Annotated in this window: 14 protein-coding genes; 8 read left to right on the forward strand and 6 right to left on the reverse strand. The window is 64.8% G+C overall.

The features are described from left to right. Positions 1–28 precede the first annotated feature (28 nt). From EOA13_RS13120 to EOA13_RS13130, 3 genes are all read left to right on the forward strand, one after another. Positions 29–1,042 carry a substrate-binding domain-containing protein gene (locus EOA13_RS13120; protein ID WP_127293061.1) on the forward strand — a complete coding sequence of 338 codons (1,014 nt, stop codon included), beginning with the start codon at positions 29–31 and terminating at the stop codon, positions 1,040–1,042. A gap of 89 nt (positions 1,043–1,131) precedes the next feature. Further along, complete coding sequence (locus tag EOA13_RS13125) at positions 1,132–1,929, forward strand: ATP-binding cassette domain-containing protein (protein ID WP_013530993.1); 798 nt, start codon at positions 1,132–1,134, stop codon at positions 1,927–1,929. Then, a complete protein-coding gene (locus tag EOA13_RS13130) occupies positions 1,926–2,975 on the forward strand; it encodes an ABC transporter permease (protein WP_127293063.1) in 1,050 nt (349 codons plus the stop codon). Before EOA13_RS13125 ends, EOA13_RS13130 begins: the two co-directional genes overlap by 4 nt. A gap of 273 nt (positions 2,976–3,248) precedes the next feature. On the opposite strand, the gene EOA13_RS13135 is transcribed toward EOA13_RS13130, so the two are convergent. Next, positions 3,249–5,918, reverse strand: coding sequence for a UvrD-helicase domain-containing protein (locus EOA13_RS13135; RefSeq protein ID WP_127293065.1), 2,670 nt, complete (start codon positions 5,916–5,918; stop codon positions 3,249–3,251). A gap of 252 nt (positions 5,919–6,170) precedes the next feature. Here EOA13_RS13135 and EOA13_RS13140 point away from each other — a divergent pair, with 252 nt between their 5' ends. Then, complete coding sequence (locus EOA13_RS13140; protein WP_127293067.1) at positions 6,171–8,486, forward strand: glucose/quinate/shikimate family membrane-bound PQQ-dependent dehydrogenase; 2,316 nt, start codon at positions 6,171–6,173, stop codon at positions 8,484–8,486. Positions 8,487–8,624: 138 nt separating this feature from the next. Here EOA13_RS13140 and EOA13_RS13145 read toward each other — a convergent pair whose 3' ends face one another. Further along, positions 8,625–9,059 (reverse strand): hypothetical protein, encoded by a 435-nt coding sequence (locus EOA13_RS13145; protein ID WP_127293069.1) that lies wholly within the window; start codon positions 9,057–9,059, stop codon positions 8,625–8,627. Positions 9,060–9,512: 453 nt separating this feature from the next. On the opposite strand from EOA13_RS13145, the gene EOA13_RS13155 reads away from it, so the two are divergent. Beyond that, positions 9,513–10,400 carry a dienelactone hydrolase family protein gene (locus tag EOA13_RS13155; protein ID WP_127293071.1) on the forward strand — a complete coding sequence of 296 codons (888 nt, stop codon included), beginning with the start codon at positions 9,513–9,515 and terminating at the stop codon, positions 10,398–10,400. A 9-nt stretch (positions 10,401–10,409) separates the two neighbouring features. On the opposite strand, the gene EOA13_RS13160 is transcribed toward EOA13_RS13155, so the two are convergent. Further along, on the reverse strand, positions 10,410–11,318 hold the full coding sequence (locus EOA13_RS13160; protein ID WP_127293073.1) for a DMT family transporter: 909 nt from the start codon (positions 11,316–11,318) through the stop codon (positions 10,410–10,412). Between the two features lie 89 nt (positions 11,319–11,407). Between EOA13_RS13160 and EOA13_RS13165 the strand changes: the two genes are divergently transcribed. Continuing rightward, positions 11,408–11,887: an Lrp/AsnC family transcriptional regulator gene (locus tag EOA13_RS13165; protein ID WP_127293075.1), complete on the forward strand. Its 480-nt coding sequence runs from the start codon at positions 11,408–11,410 to the stop codon at positions 11,885–11,887. Between the two features lie 16 nt (positions 11,888–11,903). On the opposite strand, the gene EOA13_RS13170 is transcribed toward EOA13_RS13165, so the two are convergent. Together EOA13_RS13170 and EOA13_RS13175 are read right to left on the reverse strand one after the other, a co-directional pair. Next, entirely contained in the window at positions 11,904–12,101 is a 198-nt protein-coding gene (locus EOA13_RS13170; RefSeq protein WP_013531006.1) for a hypothetical protein, read from the reverse strand. Between the two features lie 221 nt (positions 12,102–12,322). Beyond that, positions 12,323–12,802 carry a thioesterase family protein gene (locus tag EOA13_RS13175; protein WP_127293077.1) on the reverse strand — a complete coding sequence of 160 codons (480 nt, stop codon included), beginning with the start codon at positions 12,800–12,802 and terminating at the stop codon, positions 12,323–12,325. Positions 12,803–12,904: 102 nt separating this feature from the next. Here EOA13_RS13175 and EOA13_RS13180 point away from each other — a divergent pair, with 102 nt between their 5' ends. Then, complete coding sequence (locus tag EOA13_RS13180; protein WP_245490369.1) at positions 12,905–14,404, forward strand: FAD-linked oxidase C-terminal domain-containing protein; 1,500 nt, start codon at positions 12,905–12,907, stop codon at positions 14,402–14,404. A gap of 33 nt (positions 14,405–14,437) precedes the next feature. Beyond that, positions 14,438–14,959, forward strand: coding sequence for a hypothetical protein (locus EOA13_RS13185; protein ID WP_127293079.1), 522 nt, complete (start codon positions 14,438–14,440; stop codon positions 14,957–14,959). 30 nt (positions 14,960–14,989) lie between these two features. Here the strand turns inward: EOA13_RS13185 and EOA13_RS13190 are convergent, their stop codons facing one another. After that, positions 14,990–15,976 (reverse strand): Dyp-type peroxidase, encoded by a 987-nt coding sequence (locus EOA13_RS13190; RefSeq protein WP_127293080.1) that lies wholly within the window; start codon positions 15,974–15,976, stop codon positions 14,990–14,992. Between the last annotated feature and the right edge of the window lie 45 nt (positions 15,977–16,021).

A 16,021-nucleotide genomic window follows, 5' to 3' on the forward strand; every position in this document is an offset into this window, starting at 1 on the left:
TGCGAGGACAAAAAGGGAGGATAAGTGCATGAGCATGACGATGAGAAGGACAGTTCTGCGCTCGACCGTCGTGGCCGCCGCCACGGTGCTTGCCGCTGCGATCTCCACCTTGCCCGCGCAGGCGCTCGACGCCAAGTGGTGCAAGGATGTCCACATCCGCTTCTTCGTCGGCGGCGCCGAGGGCGACGCTTTCGGCACCATCGTCTACAATGGCGCCAAGCAGGCAGAGGCCGATCTCGGGCCGAAGGTCGACTACATCTTCTCCCAGTGGGACATCGAAAAGATGGTGCAGCAACTGCGCGAGGCCATTGCGGTCAAGCCCAACGGCATCGCCATGATGGGCCACCCCGGCGACGCGTCGATCATGCCGCTCGCCGAACAGGCGCACAAGGACGGCATCAAGATGATGTATCAGAACGTACCGGTGCCGAAGGTGACGGCGGCGTTCGGCGGCGGCTATGTCGGCGCCCAGCAGGAGCAACAGGGCCGCGCGCTCGGCGCCGAGGCATTCAAGCTGGGCAAGCTGAAGGCCGGCGACAAGGCGATCATGATCGGCCCGTTCGAGAATGAGGCCCGCGGCGCGCGCGAGCGCGGCACGGTGGCAGCGCTCAAGGAAGCCGGCGTCGAGGTCATCCAGCTGTCCTCACCGCCGAGCGGCGAATGGGCGTCCGATCCCAATCTGGCCATTCCGGTGATCACCGCGGCGCTGCTCAACAATCCCGACGTCAAGGCGGTCGGCTATCCCGGCGGGCAGATGCTCGGCAATGTCTCGACCTACATGCAGGCGGCCGGACGCAAGGCGGGCGAGATATTCAATTTCGGTTTCGACACCAGCCCGCAGATCGTCGAGGGTTTTAAGGGCGGCTGGGTGCAATTGACCGCCGACCAGCAGCCGTTCCTGCAGGGCTATCTGCCGATCCTCAGCCTCTGCCAGCAGGTGGTGCTGGGGCTGGCGCCGATGAATGCCGACACCGGCGCCGGCTTCGTCACGCCCGAAAATTACGAGATCGTCGCCGAGCTCGCCAAGCAGGCGCTGCGCTGACCTCCCAAGCCGCCGGCCGGGATCTCAGGCCCCGGCCGGCGGGACCGCTGGCGACGAAGCCGGCAAGTGACACTCAAGGCGAGGATCCGATGGCAGAACGCCTCATCGAACTGCGCGACATCAGCAAATCCTATGGCCAGGTCTATGCGCTGGGCGGGGTCAATCTCAGCGTCGACCGCGGCGAGGTCGTCGGCCTGCTCGGCGACAATGGCGCCGGCAAGTCGACGCTGATCAAGATCCTCTCGGGCGTCGTCAAGCCGACCAGCGGCGAAATCCTCGTGCGCGGCAAGCCGGTGACCGGATGGAGCGCCGCGCGTTCCCGCGAGGCCGGCATCGAGACGGTGTTCCAGGACCGGGCGCTGGCCGTGCAGCAGACCATCGTTCGCAACATCTTCATGGGCCGAGAGCTGACCGGCTTCATGGGCTTTCTCAGGGTCAACAAGGAAATAGAGGAGGCAAGCCGGCTGATGCGCGAGATCGGCTTCACCTCGAAAGTGTTCACGCCGCAGTCGATCGTCGGCCAGCTTTCGGGCGGCGAACGCCAGGGCGTGGCGATCGCCCGCGCCATCTACAAGCAGGCCGAGCTGATCGTCCTCGACGAACCGACGACGGCGCTGTCGCTGACGGAAACCGCCAAGGTGTTCCATTTCGTGCGCCAGGTGCGGGCGAGCGGCCGCTCGATCCTGTTCATCGGCCACAACATCCATCATGTCTTCGACATCGCCGACCGCTTCGTCGTGCTCGACCGTGGCAAGGTCGCACTGACGACCGACCGCAGCGAGGTCAAGTCGGCCGAAGATCTCATCAACTTCATGGAAGAGGTCGCGCATCCCGGCGGATTGGCCGGGCTGCACGATGCCGGCGACGCGGAGCAGAGAGCACGATGAGCAAGACCATGGAGCCCGACCTGCACGAGCCGTCCGCCGGCATTCCCCGCCCCAGTGCCCAGAAAGAGTGGAAACACCCATCCGATCACTGGATGCGCGGCTTCATTCTCGACAACCGTGCCGCGCTCGGCACGCTCGCCGTGTTCATCGTCATGATGGCGGTGTTCATGATCGCCAACCCGACCGTCTTCACCACCTGGTATCTCTACCGCTCGGTGCTGACGACGCTGCCGGTGGCGCTGTTCGTAGTGGTGCCGCTGGTCTTCGTCGTCACCTGCGGCGAGATCGACCTGTCGTTTCCGGCAACAATGGGTTTTGCCTCATGGGTCTTCGCGCTGGTCGTGCAGGCCGGCTACGATCCGTTCCTCGGCATCGCCGCGGCGCTCGTCACCGGCATGCTGCTCGGCTTCCTGGTAGGCTCGCTGGTCGTCTATGGCGGACTGTCGTCGCTGATCGCCACGCTCGGCATGAATTTCCTGCTGCGCGGCCTGATCCAGATCATCAACGAAGGCAAGTCGATGGCGCTGACCAGCCTCAGCGACAGCTGGGCCTACACGATCTTCTCAAGCCAGCTCCTGGGCATTCCGGTGCAGATCTTCTGGGCCATCGGCTTCGTAGTGCTGTCGGCGATGCTCTACAACCGCCATCGCTTCGGTGCGCAGGTGAGGGTGGTGGGCGACAACCCCGACAGCGCCCAGCAGATGGGCATCGACGTCAAGCGCGTGCGGGTGAAAGTGTTCGTCTTCGTCGGCATCGGTGCGGCGCTCGCCGGCACCTTCTCGGTGATGATCAACTTCACCTGGTGGCCGACCGCCGGCGACGGCTATTTGCTGCCGGTGCTGGCCTCGGTGTTCGTCGGCGGCACGCCGACCTGGGGCGGCATCGGCACCGTGGTCGGCGGCGCTATCGGCGCGGTCACCGTGTCCTTCATCCAGACCGGCGTCGTCGCGGCGGGGTTGAGCGGCTTCTACGTGCAGTTCTTCAACGGCCTGATCATCATCCTGTCGCTGCTGGGGCATAAATGGAACCAGGCAAGGTATCGGTGAGGGGATTGTTTCGTTGGCGGACCGCATGCCTTGACGATTGGCGGAGACATCAATCACTTCGTCATCCACGGGCGAAGCAGGAGCGCAGCTCCGTCGCGAAGACCCGAGGATCCATGCCGCGACCTTCGCCCAGGAATGCAGCGGAGCAGAATTCTGCACCGTGGTGACGCGTTTGAGTCCCGGCATGGATCCTCGGGTCTGCGCCGCGTCGCTACGCTCCTTGCTTCGCCCGTGGATGACGAAGGTGGGGCTTCCGCCGGGAAAGCGCCATCTTCACACCGCCGCGACGAACCCGTCCAGCACGCGTTTCTGGCCGGCCTTGTCGAAGTCGATGGTCAGCTTATTGCCTTCGATGGCCGAGATGTTGCCGTTGCCGAATTTCTGGTGGAAGACGCGGTCGCCGACGTTGAAGGCGGAGGGTGTGTCGGAGACGGATTTGGCGACCAGTTCGCCGTCGATGGTGCGGCCTTTGACCGAGGTGCGGCCGGCGCCGTAGCCGGAGTCCGTCTCGCCATAGCCGATGCGCTCGACCTGATGGCCGGAGCGCGAGCCCCAGTTGCGGTCGGTGGCCTCGGTGCGGTTGGCCTGGGCGCGCTGCCAGCCCGGCGTCGCATAGGTGTTGGAGAAGGCGCCGGATTTTTCGGTGTCGGCGCCGACATTGTCGAAGCGCGAGGCGCCATAGGGGTTCTGCCGTCCTGCCCCCTGGCCGCCACGGCCGGAGGCAAAAGAACCGCCGCCGTAGGAATTGCCGTAGCCGCCGTAGCTGTTGCCGCTTTCGGCGACCTCGACATGGGCTTCCGGCAGTTCGTCGAGAAAGCGCGACGGGATGGTCGACTGCCACAGGCCGTGGATGCGGCGGTTGGAGACGAACCACAGATGCAGGTTCTTCTTGGCGCGGGTCAGGCCGACATAGGCGAGCCGGCGCTCTTCCTCCAGTCCGGAGCGGCCGCCTTCGTCCAGCGCGCGCTGATGCGGGAACAGGCCTTCCTCCCAGCCGGGCAGGAAGACAGTCTCGAATTCGAGCCCTTTGGCGGAATGCAGCGTCATGATCGAGACGGCGTCGAGCCCGGCATTCTGCTCGGCGTCCATGACCAGTGCTACATGCTCAAGGAAGGAGCGCAGCGATTCGTACTCCTCCATGGAGCGGATCAGCTCTTTGAGGTTCTCCAGCCGGCCGGGGGCTTCGACCGAGCGGTCGTTCTTCCACATGTCGGTGTAGCCGCTCTCTTCGAGAATGGTCTCGGCGAGTTCGGTATGCGGCGTGGTTTCCAGCGCCTTCTGCCAGCGCTCGAAATTGGCCGCGACCTCGCGCAGTGCCGCGCGCGGCTTCGGCTTCAACTCGTCGCTTTCGGCCAGCTTGGCGGCGGCTTCCAGCATCGGGATGCGCAACGCACGGGCGGTGTCGTGGATCTGGCGGATGGTGGCTTCACCCAGGCCGCGCTTCGGCACATTGACGATGCGCTCAAAAGCGAGGTCGTCGGCGCCTTGCGCGACGACGCGGAAGAAGGCGAGCGCATCGCGGATTTCCATGCGCTCGTAGAAGCGGGGGCCGCCGATGACGCGGTAGTTGAGGCCGAGCGTGACGAAGCGGTCCTCGAACTCGCGCATCTGGAAGGAGGCGCGGACCAGGATCGCCATGTCGTTGAGATTGTGCTTTTGCCGCTGGTAGGTCTCGATCGTCTCGCCGACGGCGCGGGCTTCCTCCTCGGAATCCCAAGCGGCGTGGACATGCACCTTGCCGTCCTCCGGCTCGTTGCGGTCGGTGAACAGCGTCTTGCCGAAGCGACCCTCATTGTGGGCGATGAGGTGGGAGGCCGCGCCAAGGATATGCGCGGTCGAGCGGTAGTTGCGCTCCAGCCGGATGATGGTGGCGCCGGGGAAATCCTTGTCGAAGCGCAGGATGTTGTCGATCTCGGCGCCGCGCCAGCCATAGATGGATTGGTCGTCGTCGCCGACGCAGCAGATGTTGACTTTGTTGTCGCTCACGGCCGCACGCGAGCTTCGCTCGCTGGCCTCCACGGGGGCGGCCTGGCCGGCCGACGCCCGGTCGGGCTTGCGGCCTTCGGCCGATCGCAGGTCCGTCGATGTCGACGCGCGCCCGGCATCGGGCCGCTGCGCCAGGAGCCGCAGCCACATGTACTGGGCGGTGTTGGTGTCCTGGTACTCGTCGACGAGGATGTATTTGAAGCGCTTGTGGTATTCCTTCAGCACGTCCGGATTGGCGCGGAAGATGCGGATCGGGTGGCACAGGAGGTCGCCGAAATCGCAGGCGTTCAGCGTCTTCAGCCGCTCCTGATAGGCCTTGTAGAGTTCGCGGCCCTTGCCGTTGGCGAAGGCGCGGGCGTCGCCCTCGGCGATGTCGGCCGGGCCTTGCCCCTTGTTCTTCCAGCCGTCGATCATCTGGGCGAACTGCTTGGCCGGCCAGCGCTTGTCGTCCAGACCCTCGGCCTGGATCAGCTGCTTGATCAGCCGCACGACGTCGTCGGTGTCGAGGATGGTGAAGTCGGAGCGCAAACCGGCGAGTTCGGCATGGCGGCGAAGCAGCTTCACGCCAATCGAGTGGAAGGTGCCGAGCCATGGCATGCCCTCGACATTGCCTTCGCCGATCAGCACGCCGATGCGGATCTTCATCTCGCGCGCGGCCTTGTTGGTGAAGGTCACCGCGAGGATCTGCGACGGGAACGCCTTGCCGGTGGCGAGGATGTGGGCGATGCGGGTGGTGAGCACGCGGGTCTTGCCGGTGCCGGCTCCGGCCAGCACCAGAACCGGGCCTTCGGTGGTTTCCACCGCCAGCCGCTGCTCGGGGTTCAGCCCCTTCAGATAGTCGGGCGCGTTGTTGTGTCCGCTGCGGGCAGCCATGGCGCGCGCGCCGATGCCCGACGGGGCCGTGGGCCGCGCATTGGGTTCGTCGAAAAAGGGCATGTCTTCGGAAAAGCCGGACATTGCCCCGAATGTAGTGATTCGGTGGGGAAAGACCAGAACTGTCTACGTTTTGTTCCGCTAAAGTGCCCGATTGCTGCCCCGCGCTCCCACTGCGGTCGATGTTATCCCAATTGCGATGGACCATTGCGGCTTGCGCTTGAGGCCCGTGCTTGACAGGCGGGATCGTCAGGAGAAAGTTGTGCTTCGGGCAGCGACGCAATGCCGGGTTGCCATGGCCGCGCCGCGAAGCGCAACAGTCGAAGGAGTATCATCTTGGCTGTCACCATCACCTCCCTCATTCTTTTCCTCATCGGCCTGGCACTCGGCGGCGGCGGCATCCGCCTGGCGATGCTGGGCGGCAGCTGGTACTATGTCGTTGCCGGCCTTGCCTTCCTGATCGCCGCCTGGCTGCTCTACCGGCGCAGGTCCACCGCACTGTGGCTCTACGCGGTGATCGTGCTCGGCACGCTGGCCTGGGCGGTCTGGGAAACCGGCTTCGACTGGTGGGAACTCGGACCGCGCGGCGGCATCATCGTGCTTCTCGCTTTGTGGCTGCTGACCCCGTGGGCGAGGCGGGGTCTTGTCGGCCCTGACGCACGCGCACCGCTGATCCTTGCCGTGCTGGCATCGCTTGCCGTCGCCGGTTATTCGATGACTTCAGATCCGAAGGACATTGCCGGCGAACTCGGCACCGACAAGGTGGTCGCCAACGCCAATCTCGGCAATGATGTGCCGGCCGGCGAATGGCATTATTACGGCCGCACGCAGTTCGGCCAGCGCTATTCGCCGCTCGACCAGATCACACCGGACAATGTCGCCAAGCTGCAGCCTGCCTGGACCTACCGGACTGGCGACGTGAAGGGACCGGACGATGTCGGCGAGACCACCTATCAGGTGACGCCGCTGAAGATCGGCGACACGCTCTACATCTGCACGCCGCATAATTTCGCCATCGCCATCGATGCCGCGAGCGGCAAGGAGAAATGGCGCTTCGATCCCAAGGTCAAGCTCGACAAGGACCGCCAGCACCAGACCTGCCGCGGCGTGGCCTATTATGCCGATGCCGCCGGCGCCGCCGGGCAGCCCTGTGCGACCCGCGTCTACCTGCCGACCTCGGATGCGCGGCTGATCGCGCTCGACGCCGCCAACGGGCAGGTCTGCCCGGCTTTTGCCGAGGGCGGCACGCTGAATCTTCTGGCCAACATGCCCTATCCGAAGTCGGGCTATTATTACTCGACCTCGGCGCCGCTGATATCAGGCGGCAAGATCATCGTCGGCGGCGCGGTCAACGACAATTATTCGACGCAGGAGCCGTCTGGTGTCATCCGCGCCTACGACGCTGCCACCGGCGCGCTGGTGTGGAACTGGGATTCCGGCAATCCGGACCAGACGACGCCGCTGCCGGCCGGCCAGACCTATACCGCCAACTCGCCCAACATGTGGTCGACGCCGAGCGCCGACGAGAAGCTCGGCCTGCTCTACGTGCCGCTCGGCAACCAGACGCCGGACCAGCTCGGCGCCGGGCGCAGCGCCAATGTCGAGAAGTTCTCGTCGTCGATCACCGCGCTCGACCTCAACACCGGGCAGGTGCGCTGGGTGCGGCAGACCGTGCACCACGATCTCTGGGACATGGACGTACCGGCACAGCCGAGCCTGATCGACATCACCAAACCCGACGGCACGGTGGTGCCGGCGCTGGTCGGGCCGACCAAGCAGGGCGACCTCTATGTGCTCGACCGCCGCACCGGCGAGCCGGTCATTGCGGTCAACGAAGTGCCGGCGCCCGGCGGCGCGATCGAAGGCGACCACACATCGCCGACGCAGCCGGTCTCCGATCTTACCTTCATGCCGAAGCCGCTCACCGGCGCCGACATGTGGGGCCTAACCATGTTCGACCAGTTGGCCTGCCGGATCGAATTCCAGGGCCTGCGCTATGAGGGACGCTATACGCCGCCTTCCGTCCAGGGCTCGCTGATCTACCCCGGCAATTTCGGCACCTTCAACTGGGGCGGCGTCGCCGTCGATCCGGTCCGGCAGGTGCTGTTCGGCATGCCGACCTACCTGGCGTTCAAATCGCAGTTGATCCCGCGCGATCAGGTGCCGCCGCCGGACGAGGGGCGCGGCAGCGAGCAGGGGCTGAACCGCAACGAGGGCGCGCCCTATGCGGTGGTGATGGGGCCGTTCCTGTCGCCGCTCGGCATTCCTTGCCAGGCGCCGCCCTGGGGCTATGTCGCCGGCGCCGATCTCAGGACCGGCAAGATCGCCTACAAGCACCGCAACGGCACCGTCTACGATATGACGCCGCTGCCGCTGCCGCTGAAAGTCGGGGTGCCGGGCATTGGCGGGCCGATGATCACGGCTGGCGGCGTCGCCTTCCTGGGGGCCGCGGTCGACGACTATCTGCGCGCCTACGACCTGACGTCGGGCAAGCAGCTGTGGCAGGCGCGGCTGCCGGCCGGCGGGCAATCGACGCCGATGACCTATACGGTGGCCGACGGCCGCCAGTTCGTGGTCATCGTCGCCGGCGGCCACGGTTCAGTCGGCACCAAGCCTGGGGATTATGTGATGGCCTACGCGCTGCCGAAGTAGGGACGACAGGGTAACGCGATCTTTCAGAGGTCGCGCCGCCCCTCATCTGTGCCGGTGTCTTTTCCCCGTATAGTGACGGGGAGAAGTGCCCGACTGGGCGATGAGAGGCAGGAAATCTTCCGATCGGCCCGTTGTCGATCAGCCGATCCCCAGATGGCCCTTCAGGCTGGGCACCGAGCCGAGCACCTTGTTGGTCAGGTCGGGACCGGCGGCGGCTTCGGCCTGCTGGATCAGCGTCGCGCCGGCCTTCTGGATTTGCGCCATATCGAGCCCGGATGCCTTGAGCGCGGCGATGCCGTTGATCAGCGCGCCGGCCTTCTCGCCGAGAATGCCGCCAAGCGCGCCCTGCAACGACGACAGAAAACCGCCACCGCCGGCCGGAGCGGCGGCCATGACGTCATATTGATGGGCGAGGTCGTCGGCGCCGGGGATCTTGGCGAAGAACGCCGAGGCGCTTGTGCCTTCCGCCTCGTGTTCGAGCACCGAGAAAATGGTGCCGACGACTTTCTCCGTCGTCGCCTGGTCGAGGCCCGCCTTCTGCGAAACGGTATTGACGATGTCCTGGACGTTCATGGCGTCACCTCAACCCTGGGTTTTCGTGTTGCGGTTCCGCTCAGTGCGGACCCTGATCAACGATCGTCTGCCTGCATTCACAACCATCGCGCGTAGGTCCAAAGCGGCGGCCGCCGCAAGGACGACCGCGCTGGCGAGGATCGGGGAAGGCATGGTCATGGTCATCGCTTCCTTCTGGGTCTGACGTGTGGGCACGCGGCCAAGATACCGTCGATAGCACCTTCCCTCACTATTGTGGCAGCGCCAGCAGGATTTGTCGCCAATGACCAAAAAGTGATGAGAAGGCCGCGCATGGCACCGGCTTTACTGCCTGGGCGCGGCCAGCGGCCTACGCCCTGAGGCAATCGGCGGCCGTGATGAGTGCTCGACTGGACGATGAGTGGTCGACTGGATCATGCCGGCTTGGTCCCTATGTAGCTGGGGAATTGAAGCCCGAAGCAGAGGAACTCTTCCATGACGAAACCCGACGCCAAACCCGCCATCACCCAGGCGATGATCGATGCCTATGACGAATATACGCATCTGACGCTCGATCGCCGCCGGTTCATGGAGCAGTTGACCCGGCTTGCCGGATCGGGAGCGGCGGCGGCCGCGATCGCGCCGCTTCTGGCGGCAAATTCGGCGCAAGCGGCTGTTGTCGCCGACAACGATCCGCGGGTGAAGGGCGAGGACATCAGCTATCCCGGCGGCAGCGGCGAGATGAAGGGCTATCTGGTCAAGCCGGCGGACAAGACGGGCAAGCTCGGCACGGTGATCGTCGTGCATGAGAACAGGGGGCTCAACCCGCATATCCGCGATGTGACGCGACGCGTGGCGCTGGAGGGGTTCGTGGCGCTGGCGCCGGATTTTCTGTCGCCGCTCGGCGGAACCCCAACCGATGAAGACAAGGCGCGCGACATGTTCGCCAAGCTCGATCCGGCACAGACCATCGCCGACGGTGTCGCGACCGTCGCTTTTCTCAAGAGCGACAAAGACGGCAACGGCAAGGTCGGCGCCATCGGCTTCTGCTGGGGTGGCGGCACGGTCAACATGCTGGCCATCAACGCCCCCGATCTCAGTGCCGGCGTTGCCTATTACGGCATGCAGCCGAAGGCCGCCGATATGTCCAAGATCAAGGCGGCCTTGCTGCTGCACTATGGCGGACTGGACGAGCGCATCAATGCCGGCATCGACGCCTTCAAGAAGGAACTCGACGCGGCGCATGTCGAATACACGGTCTATGTCTATGAAGGCGCCAACCATGCCTTCAACAACGACACGTCGGCAGCGCGCTACGACAAGAAGGCGGCCGACCTGGCCTGGGGCAGAACGATCGCCTTCCTCAAGCAGAAATTGGCGTAGGGCACCCGTCTAATCCGTGTTCGCCGGCTTGTGGAAAGCGACGCCGGCGACCACCAGCGCAATGCCGAGGCAGTCGGCAAAACTTGGAATCTGGCGCAGCACGACGACGCCGATCAGCGTCGCGGTGACGGGCAGCAGCGACAGCATCAGCGCGAAGCTCGCGCGTGGCAGCCGCGACATGGCGAGCTGGTCGCAGATGTAGGGGATAACCGACGAGCAGATGCCGACGCCGATGGCGGCGAGCAGCAGCAATGGTGAGAAAAAGGCGGGCAGCGCATCGGTGAAGCCAATCGGCAGCACGACCACGAAAGCGATCGCCATGGCGGCACCCAGGCCGGCAATGCCGCTGCCTGCGCCCGAAGCGGCGACGCGGTGGCCGAGCACGATGTAGCCGACAAACAGCGCGCCGTTGAGGAAGGCCCAGAACAGCCCGATGGGATCATCGGACCATCTGACGTCGATGAGCAGCAAGGTGCCGGCGACGGCGACGGCAAGGGCGGCAAGATTGCGCGGGCTCCTGAGGCCGACCACCGCGACGCCGATGGTGCCGACGAATTCGATCGCCGCCACCAGCGAGATCGGCAGGCGGTCGAGCGCCAGGTAGAACGAACAGTTCATCACCGCCAGACAGGCGCCGAAGGCCAGCAACAGCAGCCTTGTCGAGCGATCGGCGCGGGCGAACGTTCGCCATGGGCGGGTCAGTGGTGCGAAGATGAGTGCTGCCGTGGCGATGCGCAGCCACGCCATGCCGAGCACGCCGACATGCGGGAAAAGCAGCACGGCGAAAGCCGGCCCGAGATAGTGGAAGACGGCGCTGACGCCGAACCAGACATGCGGCGGCAATTTTTCCGTCAGCCTGCCGAAGGTGGAGTTGGCAGGGGCAGGGTCTGCCGCGAGAGCTTGCGTTTGATCGACCATCGGATCAGTATCGCAGGCATATTTGCCGGTTTATATGAGTGATGATGGGCTCATCTGGCGAGATTTCTCTCGGAAGCAAGGAATTTCCTATGAAGCGCCTTCGAACTGAAAGTGCCGACCTCGATGTCGCGGATATGAAGATCCTGCGTCTGCTGGAGAAGGACGCGCGCACCAGCACGGCGGAGCTGGCACGCTCGGTTGGCCTGTCGGCGCCGAGCGTGGCAGAGCGCATCAAGCGGCTGCAGGAAAGCGGCGTCATCAAGGCCTATTCGGTCAGGATCAACCCGGCGGCACTCGGCCTGCCGCTGTCGGCATGGCTGCGCATCCGGCCGGTGCCGGGGCAACTGGCCGTCGTGGCCGAGATCATCCGCGAACTGCCGGAGATCGTGCAATGCGATCGCGTGACCGGAGAGGATTGTTTCGTCGCGCTGGCGCATGTCGGCTCGGTGGCCGACCTCGAGCGGGTGATCGACCGCATCATCCCTTATGCGATGACCAATACGGCGATCATCCAGTCGTCGCCGGTGGTGGCGCGCTCGGCCCTGGCGGCGTTGAGGCGCCAGGCTTGACGTACAGGGAGAGGACCTATGCGTGGCCGCGCTTCATGCGCGCCTGCTTCAGGATGGCGCGCCAGCGGATCATGTCGAACGGGATCGGCTCGTTGTTGTTGGCGATGTGGAAGATCTCGTTGTTGACGTTCTTGAGCGAGCGCCAGAAATCGTAGTCGGTGATGCGCGGATCGGCGGCCAGCCTGTCCACCTCGACCTTGATGTCGGTTTTCATGCACTTTCCTCGAACCGGCGCCGCGCCGCCCGTGTCGCTACCTCGATGCGGATCGTTTTCGACCGACCCGCTGAGTCGCGCAACGGCTCAAATGGCTTGTTCCCGTTAAAACCTTGGTAAGGTTAACGTGGCCGCCAAGCCGCTTCAAGCACTGGTGTCGGTGGATTTGAAGGTTCCGCGATTTTGGGTCGCCGGTGTGGCTTTGAGGTCCGATCGTCGACCTATTTGCGTTTGATGCCGATCGAGCGGCCGGCCCGTTCCGGCATCGGCAGTGCCGAATGGGCGGCGCGCATGGCTTCGACCCTGGCCAGCACATCGGCGGGGAAGGGCGCCACCTTCGGCCCGGACATGTCGACATGCAGCGACAGCGATTCGGAGGTGGCGGCGAGCCAGCCGTCGACATGGCGGATTTCCTGATAGGCCCGCAGCCGCTTGTCGTCGTGGTCGATGAGCTGGAAGGAGACCGTGACCTGATGCTCGAGGTGCAGCTCCTGCACGTAGCAAACATGGACTTCGGCCGTGTAGATGGTGAGGCGGCGATCCTTGGCATAGTTCGGTCCCATGCCCATTGCCTCGAAGGCGTCGTCCGAGCAGCGGTCGAACAGCACGTTGTAATAGGCCATGTTGAGATGGCCGTTGTAGTCGATCCAGTCCTTCTCGATGTCCATGGGCATGGAGACGAAGGGGGCGGGGATGGGCATCGAAACTTCCTTGTTCTGGCGCTGGACAGAGCGTGGCTCCGGAGACTACGCATCCATAGACGCATAACAAGCGTGGACGCTGGTCCATTCGCGGAGGAATTCATGGCTCTGAGCGACCTCAACCCGGTCGAACGCAACGAGGAGGGCATCGCCGCTGTGCTCGGCATCCTCAAGCAGCAGCTTGGCGAGCGATTCCAGACCGGCCAGGCGACCCGCTCGCAGCATGCCCACACCACCACCTATATTCCGACGCAGGCGCCGGACGGCGTCGCCTTCCCCGAGACGACCGCCGAGGTGCAGGAGATCGTGCGGGCCTGTGCCGCGCACCGCGTGCCGGTGATCGCCTTTGGCGTCGGCTCCTCGCTGGAAGGCCACACCAACGCACCGGGCGGCGGCATATCGGTCGACACCTCGCGCATGAACCGCATCCTTGCGGTCAATCCGCAAGATCTCGACTGCACGGTCGAACCCGGCGTCACCCGCGAGGATTTGAACCGGCACCTGCGCGACACCGGATTGTTCTTTCCGATCGACCCCGGCGCCAATGCCTCGCTCGGCGGCATGGCCGCGACGCGGGCCTCCGGCACCAACGCGGTGCGCTACGGCACGATGCGCGAGAACGTGCTGTCGCTGACCGCCGTCATGGCCGACGGCGAGACGGTGACGACCGGCAAGCGGGCGAAAAAGAGCTCGGCCGGCTATGATCTGACGCGGCTGCTGGTCGGCTCGGAAGGCACGCTCGGCATCATCACCTCGCTGACCTTGAGGCTGCAAGGCATCCCGCAGGCGATCTCCGGCGGCGTCTGCCCGTTTCCGAGCGTCGAGGCGGCCTGCAATGCTGTCATCGCGACGATCCAGATGGGCATTCCGGTGGCGCGCATCGAACTGGTCAACGCGCTGCAGATGCGGGCGATGAAGAACTATTCGAAGCTCGACTATCCCGAAAGCCCGTGCCTGTTCGTCGAGTTCCACGGCAGCGATGCCGGCGTTGCCGAACAGGCCGAGACCTTTGGCATGATCGCGGAAGAGAACGGCGGCGGGCCGTTCCTGTGGACCAGCGTCGCCGAGGAGCGCACCAAACTGTGGAAGGCCAGGCATGACGCCTACTGGTCGTCGCTGACGCTGCGGCCAGGTGCCAAGGGGCTGTCGACCGATGTCTGCGTGCCGATCTCGCGCTTTGCCGAATGCGTCATGGAAACCGAAGCCGACATCGCCGAGATGGGTCTGATCGCGCCGATCGTCGGCCACGCCGGCGACGGCAATTTTCACGTGCTGGTGCTGATGGATGTCAACGATCCCAAGGAGATCGCGCTGTCGGAAAAATTCGTCGCGCGGCTCAACATGCGGGCGATCGCCATGGACGGCACCTGCACCGGCGAGCACGGCATCGGCCAGGGCAAGATCGGCTTCCTGCGCCATGAACTCGGCCACGGCGTCGACATCATGCGCACCATCAAGCAGGCGCTGGATCCGCTCGATATCATGAACCCGGGCAAGATATTGCCGGGGGGACTAGGCGAGTCCTCCAGCGCAAGGCCGCAGGCGGCTCCTCTTGACCATGCCACCATTCGGGCCGAGACTTCGCCGAGCAGCGAGGCCTGAAACCAACAGGCGTGCCAGCGGAGGAAAAGTGTCATGGCGATTTCACGCAAGGACGAGGCGCGTGCGCTGAGCGCCGACGAACAGGAACTGGTGGAGAAGTCGCACCATCCGGCGGTGCAGGAGCTTTCCGACGGCGATCTTGCCGGTCTGGTCAAGCTGTTGCGGGAGCGGCGCGACAAGGCGCAGACCGAAACGCATCGGCGCCGCCGCGAAATGCGGGGCAAGGGAGCGCCGAAAGGTGCTGCGCCCTCAAAGTCCGATGGCGGTTCGCAGGTAAAGCTGGCGGTGCTGGCCATGGCGATGCGGCGGCTGAATGGCGAGGCCGAGCGGCGCCGGCAACTGGCGGCCAGCGTTTCGCTGGTTGGGAATGCGCGCAAGGTGCTGGCCATGAAGCAAAATGCGCCGGCGGACGGTCCCGCGCTCAATTCGCGGACGGCTCACAAGGGCATGCGCGCCGTGGCTAGCAAGCGGGCGCCGAAGCTGGTCCGGCCGGCGGAACTCGGCCGGCAGCGCAAGGCGGGCAAGGTGGCACAAGCGAAGCGCGACGCACGCTGATCTTCGCCGATAGAGGCCGTCAGCCGTTCTTTACCGGGCGGCGGGAAGCTTCTCCTGCGCGCCCTCGACAAGCGCCTGCAGCATGGGGCGGGTTGGCGCGAAGAACGTTGTGCCGGTCTGCGGCGTCGAGAAATCGAGCAGGCGGTCGTAGGCGCCCGGCGGGTCGCCGATATACATGCGCTGCAGCATTTTTTCGATGACCCAAAAATATCTGGAATAGCCGATGAAGTAGGTCCCGAACTCGTTTTGTCCGGGCCTGCCGAACGGCATGTTGTCGCGCAATATGTCGTACTCGTTGCCATCGGCATCCTCGATGGTGGCCAGCGACTTGTGTGATTTGCGCGGCGCGTCGTCATCGTCGATTTCGATGTTGTCGATCTTGGTGCGGCCGATGATCGCTTCCTGCTCGGGCGTCGGAATGCGCGCCCAGGCCTGCATGTCGTGCAGATATTTCTGGACGACGACATAGCTGCCGCCAGCGAAGTCGGCGTCTTCATCGCCGACGAGCGCAGAGGCGGGCAAATCGAGGCCGGTCGGGTTGGCGGTGCCGTCGATGAAGCCGAGCAGGTCGCGCGCATCGAAATAGCGAAAGCCGGAAACCTCGTCGACGACGCTCACGCCGTCGCCGAGATTGTCGAGCAGAATGCGCTCGAACTCGAAGCACATGTCGGGGCGTTCGGAGCGGATGTGGAAGAGGAGATCGCCAGCGGTCGAAGGGGCCGAGTGAACGGCGCCCTTAATCGGCGCGAACGGTTTCAGTTCCAGCGGCCGCCGATCTGGAGAAAGACGGTCCCAGAGATCGCGGCCGATCCCGGCAATGCACGAAAGCCGCCCGGAAAGATCGCGGAACCCGACGGTCTTGACGAGATCGTCGAGCCCGCCAAGCACGGAAGCAACCTTGGCGAGCGCGCTCTGCCCGCCGGCGATGGTGACGACAAGAAAGACCGCCGAAAGCGACAGCGGAGCGTCGACGCTTTGCGCGTCGATCGGCACGCGATCCCAGTTCTTCCCAGACATCCGAATTCTCCGCTTTGCGAGGATTTGTTTCAGATCATTCGGGAT

The organism is Mesorhizobium sp. M7A.F.Ca.US.011.01.1.1, from assembly GCF_003998295.1.
Lineage (GTDB): Bacteria > Pseudomonadota > Alphaproteobacteria > Rhizobiales > Rhizobiaceae > Mesorhizobium.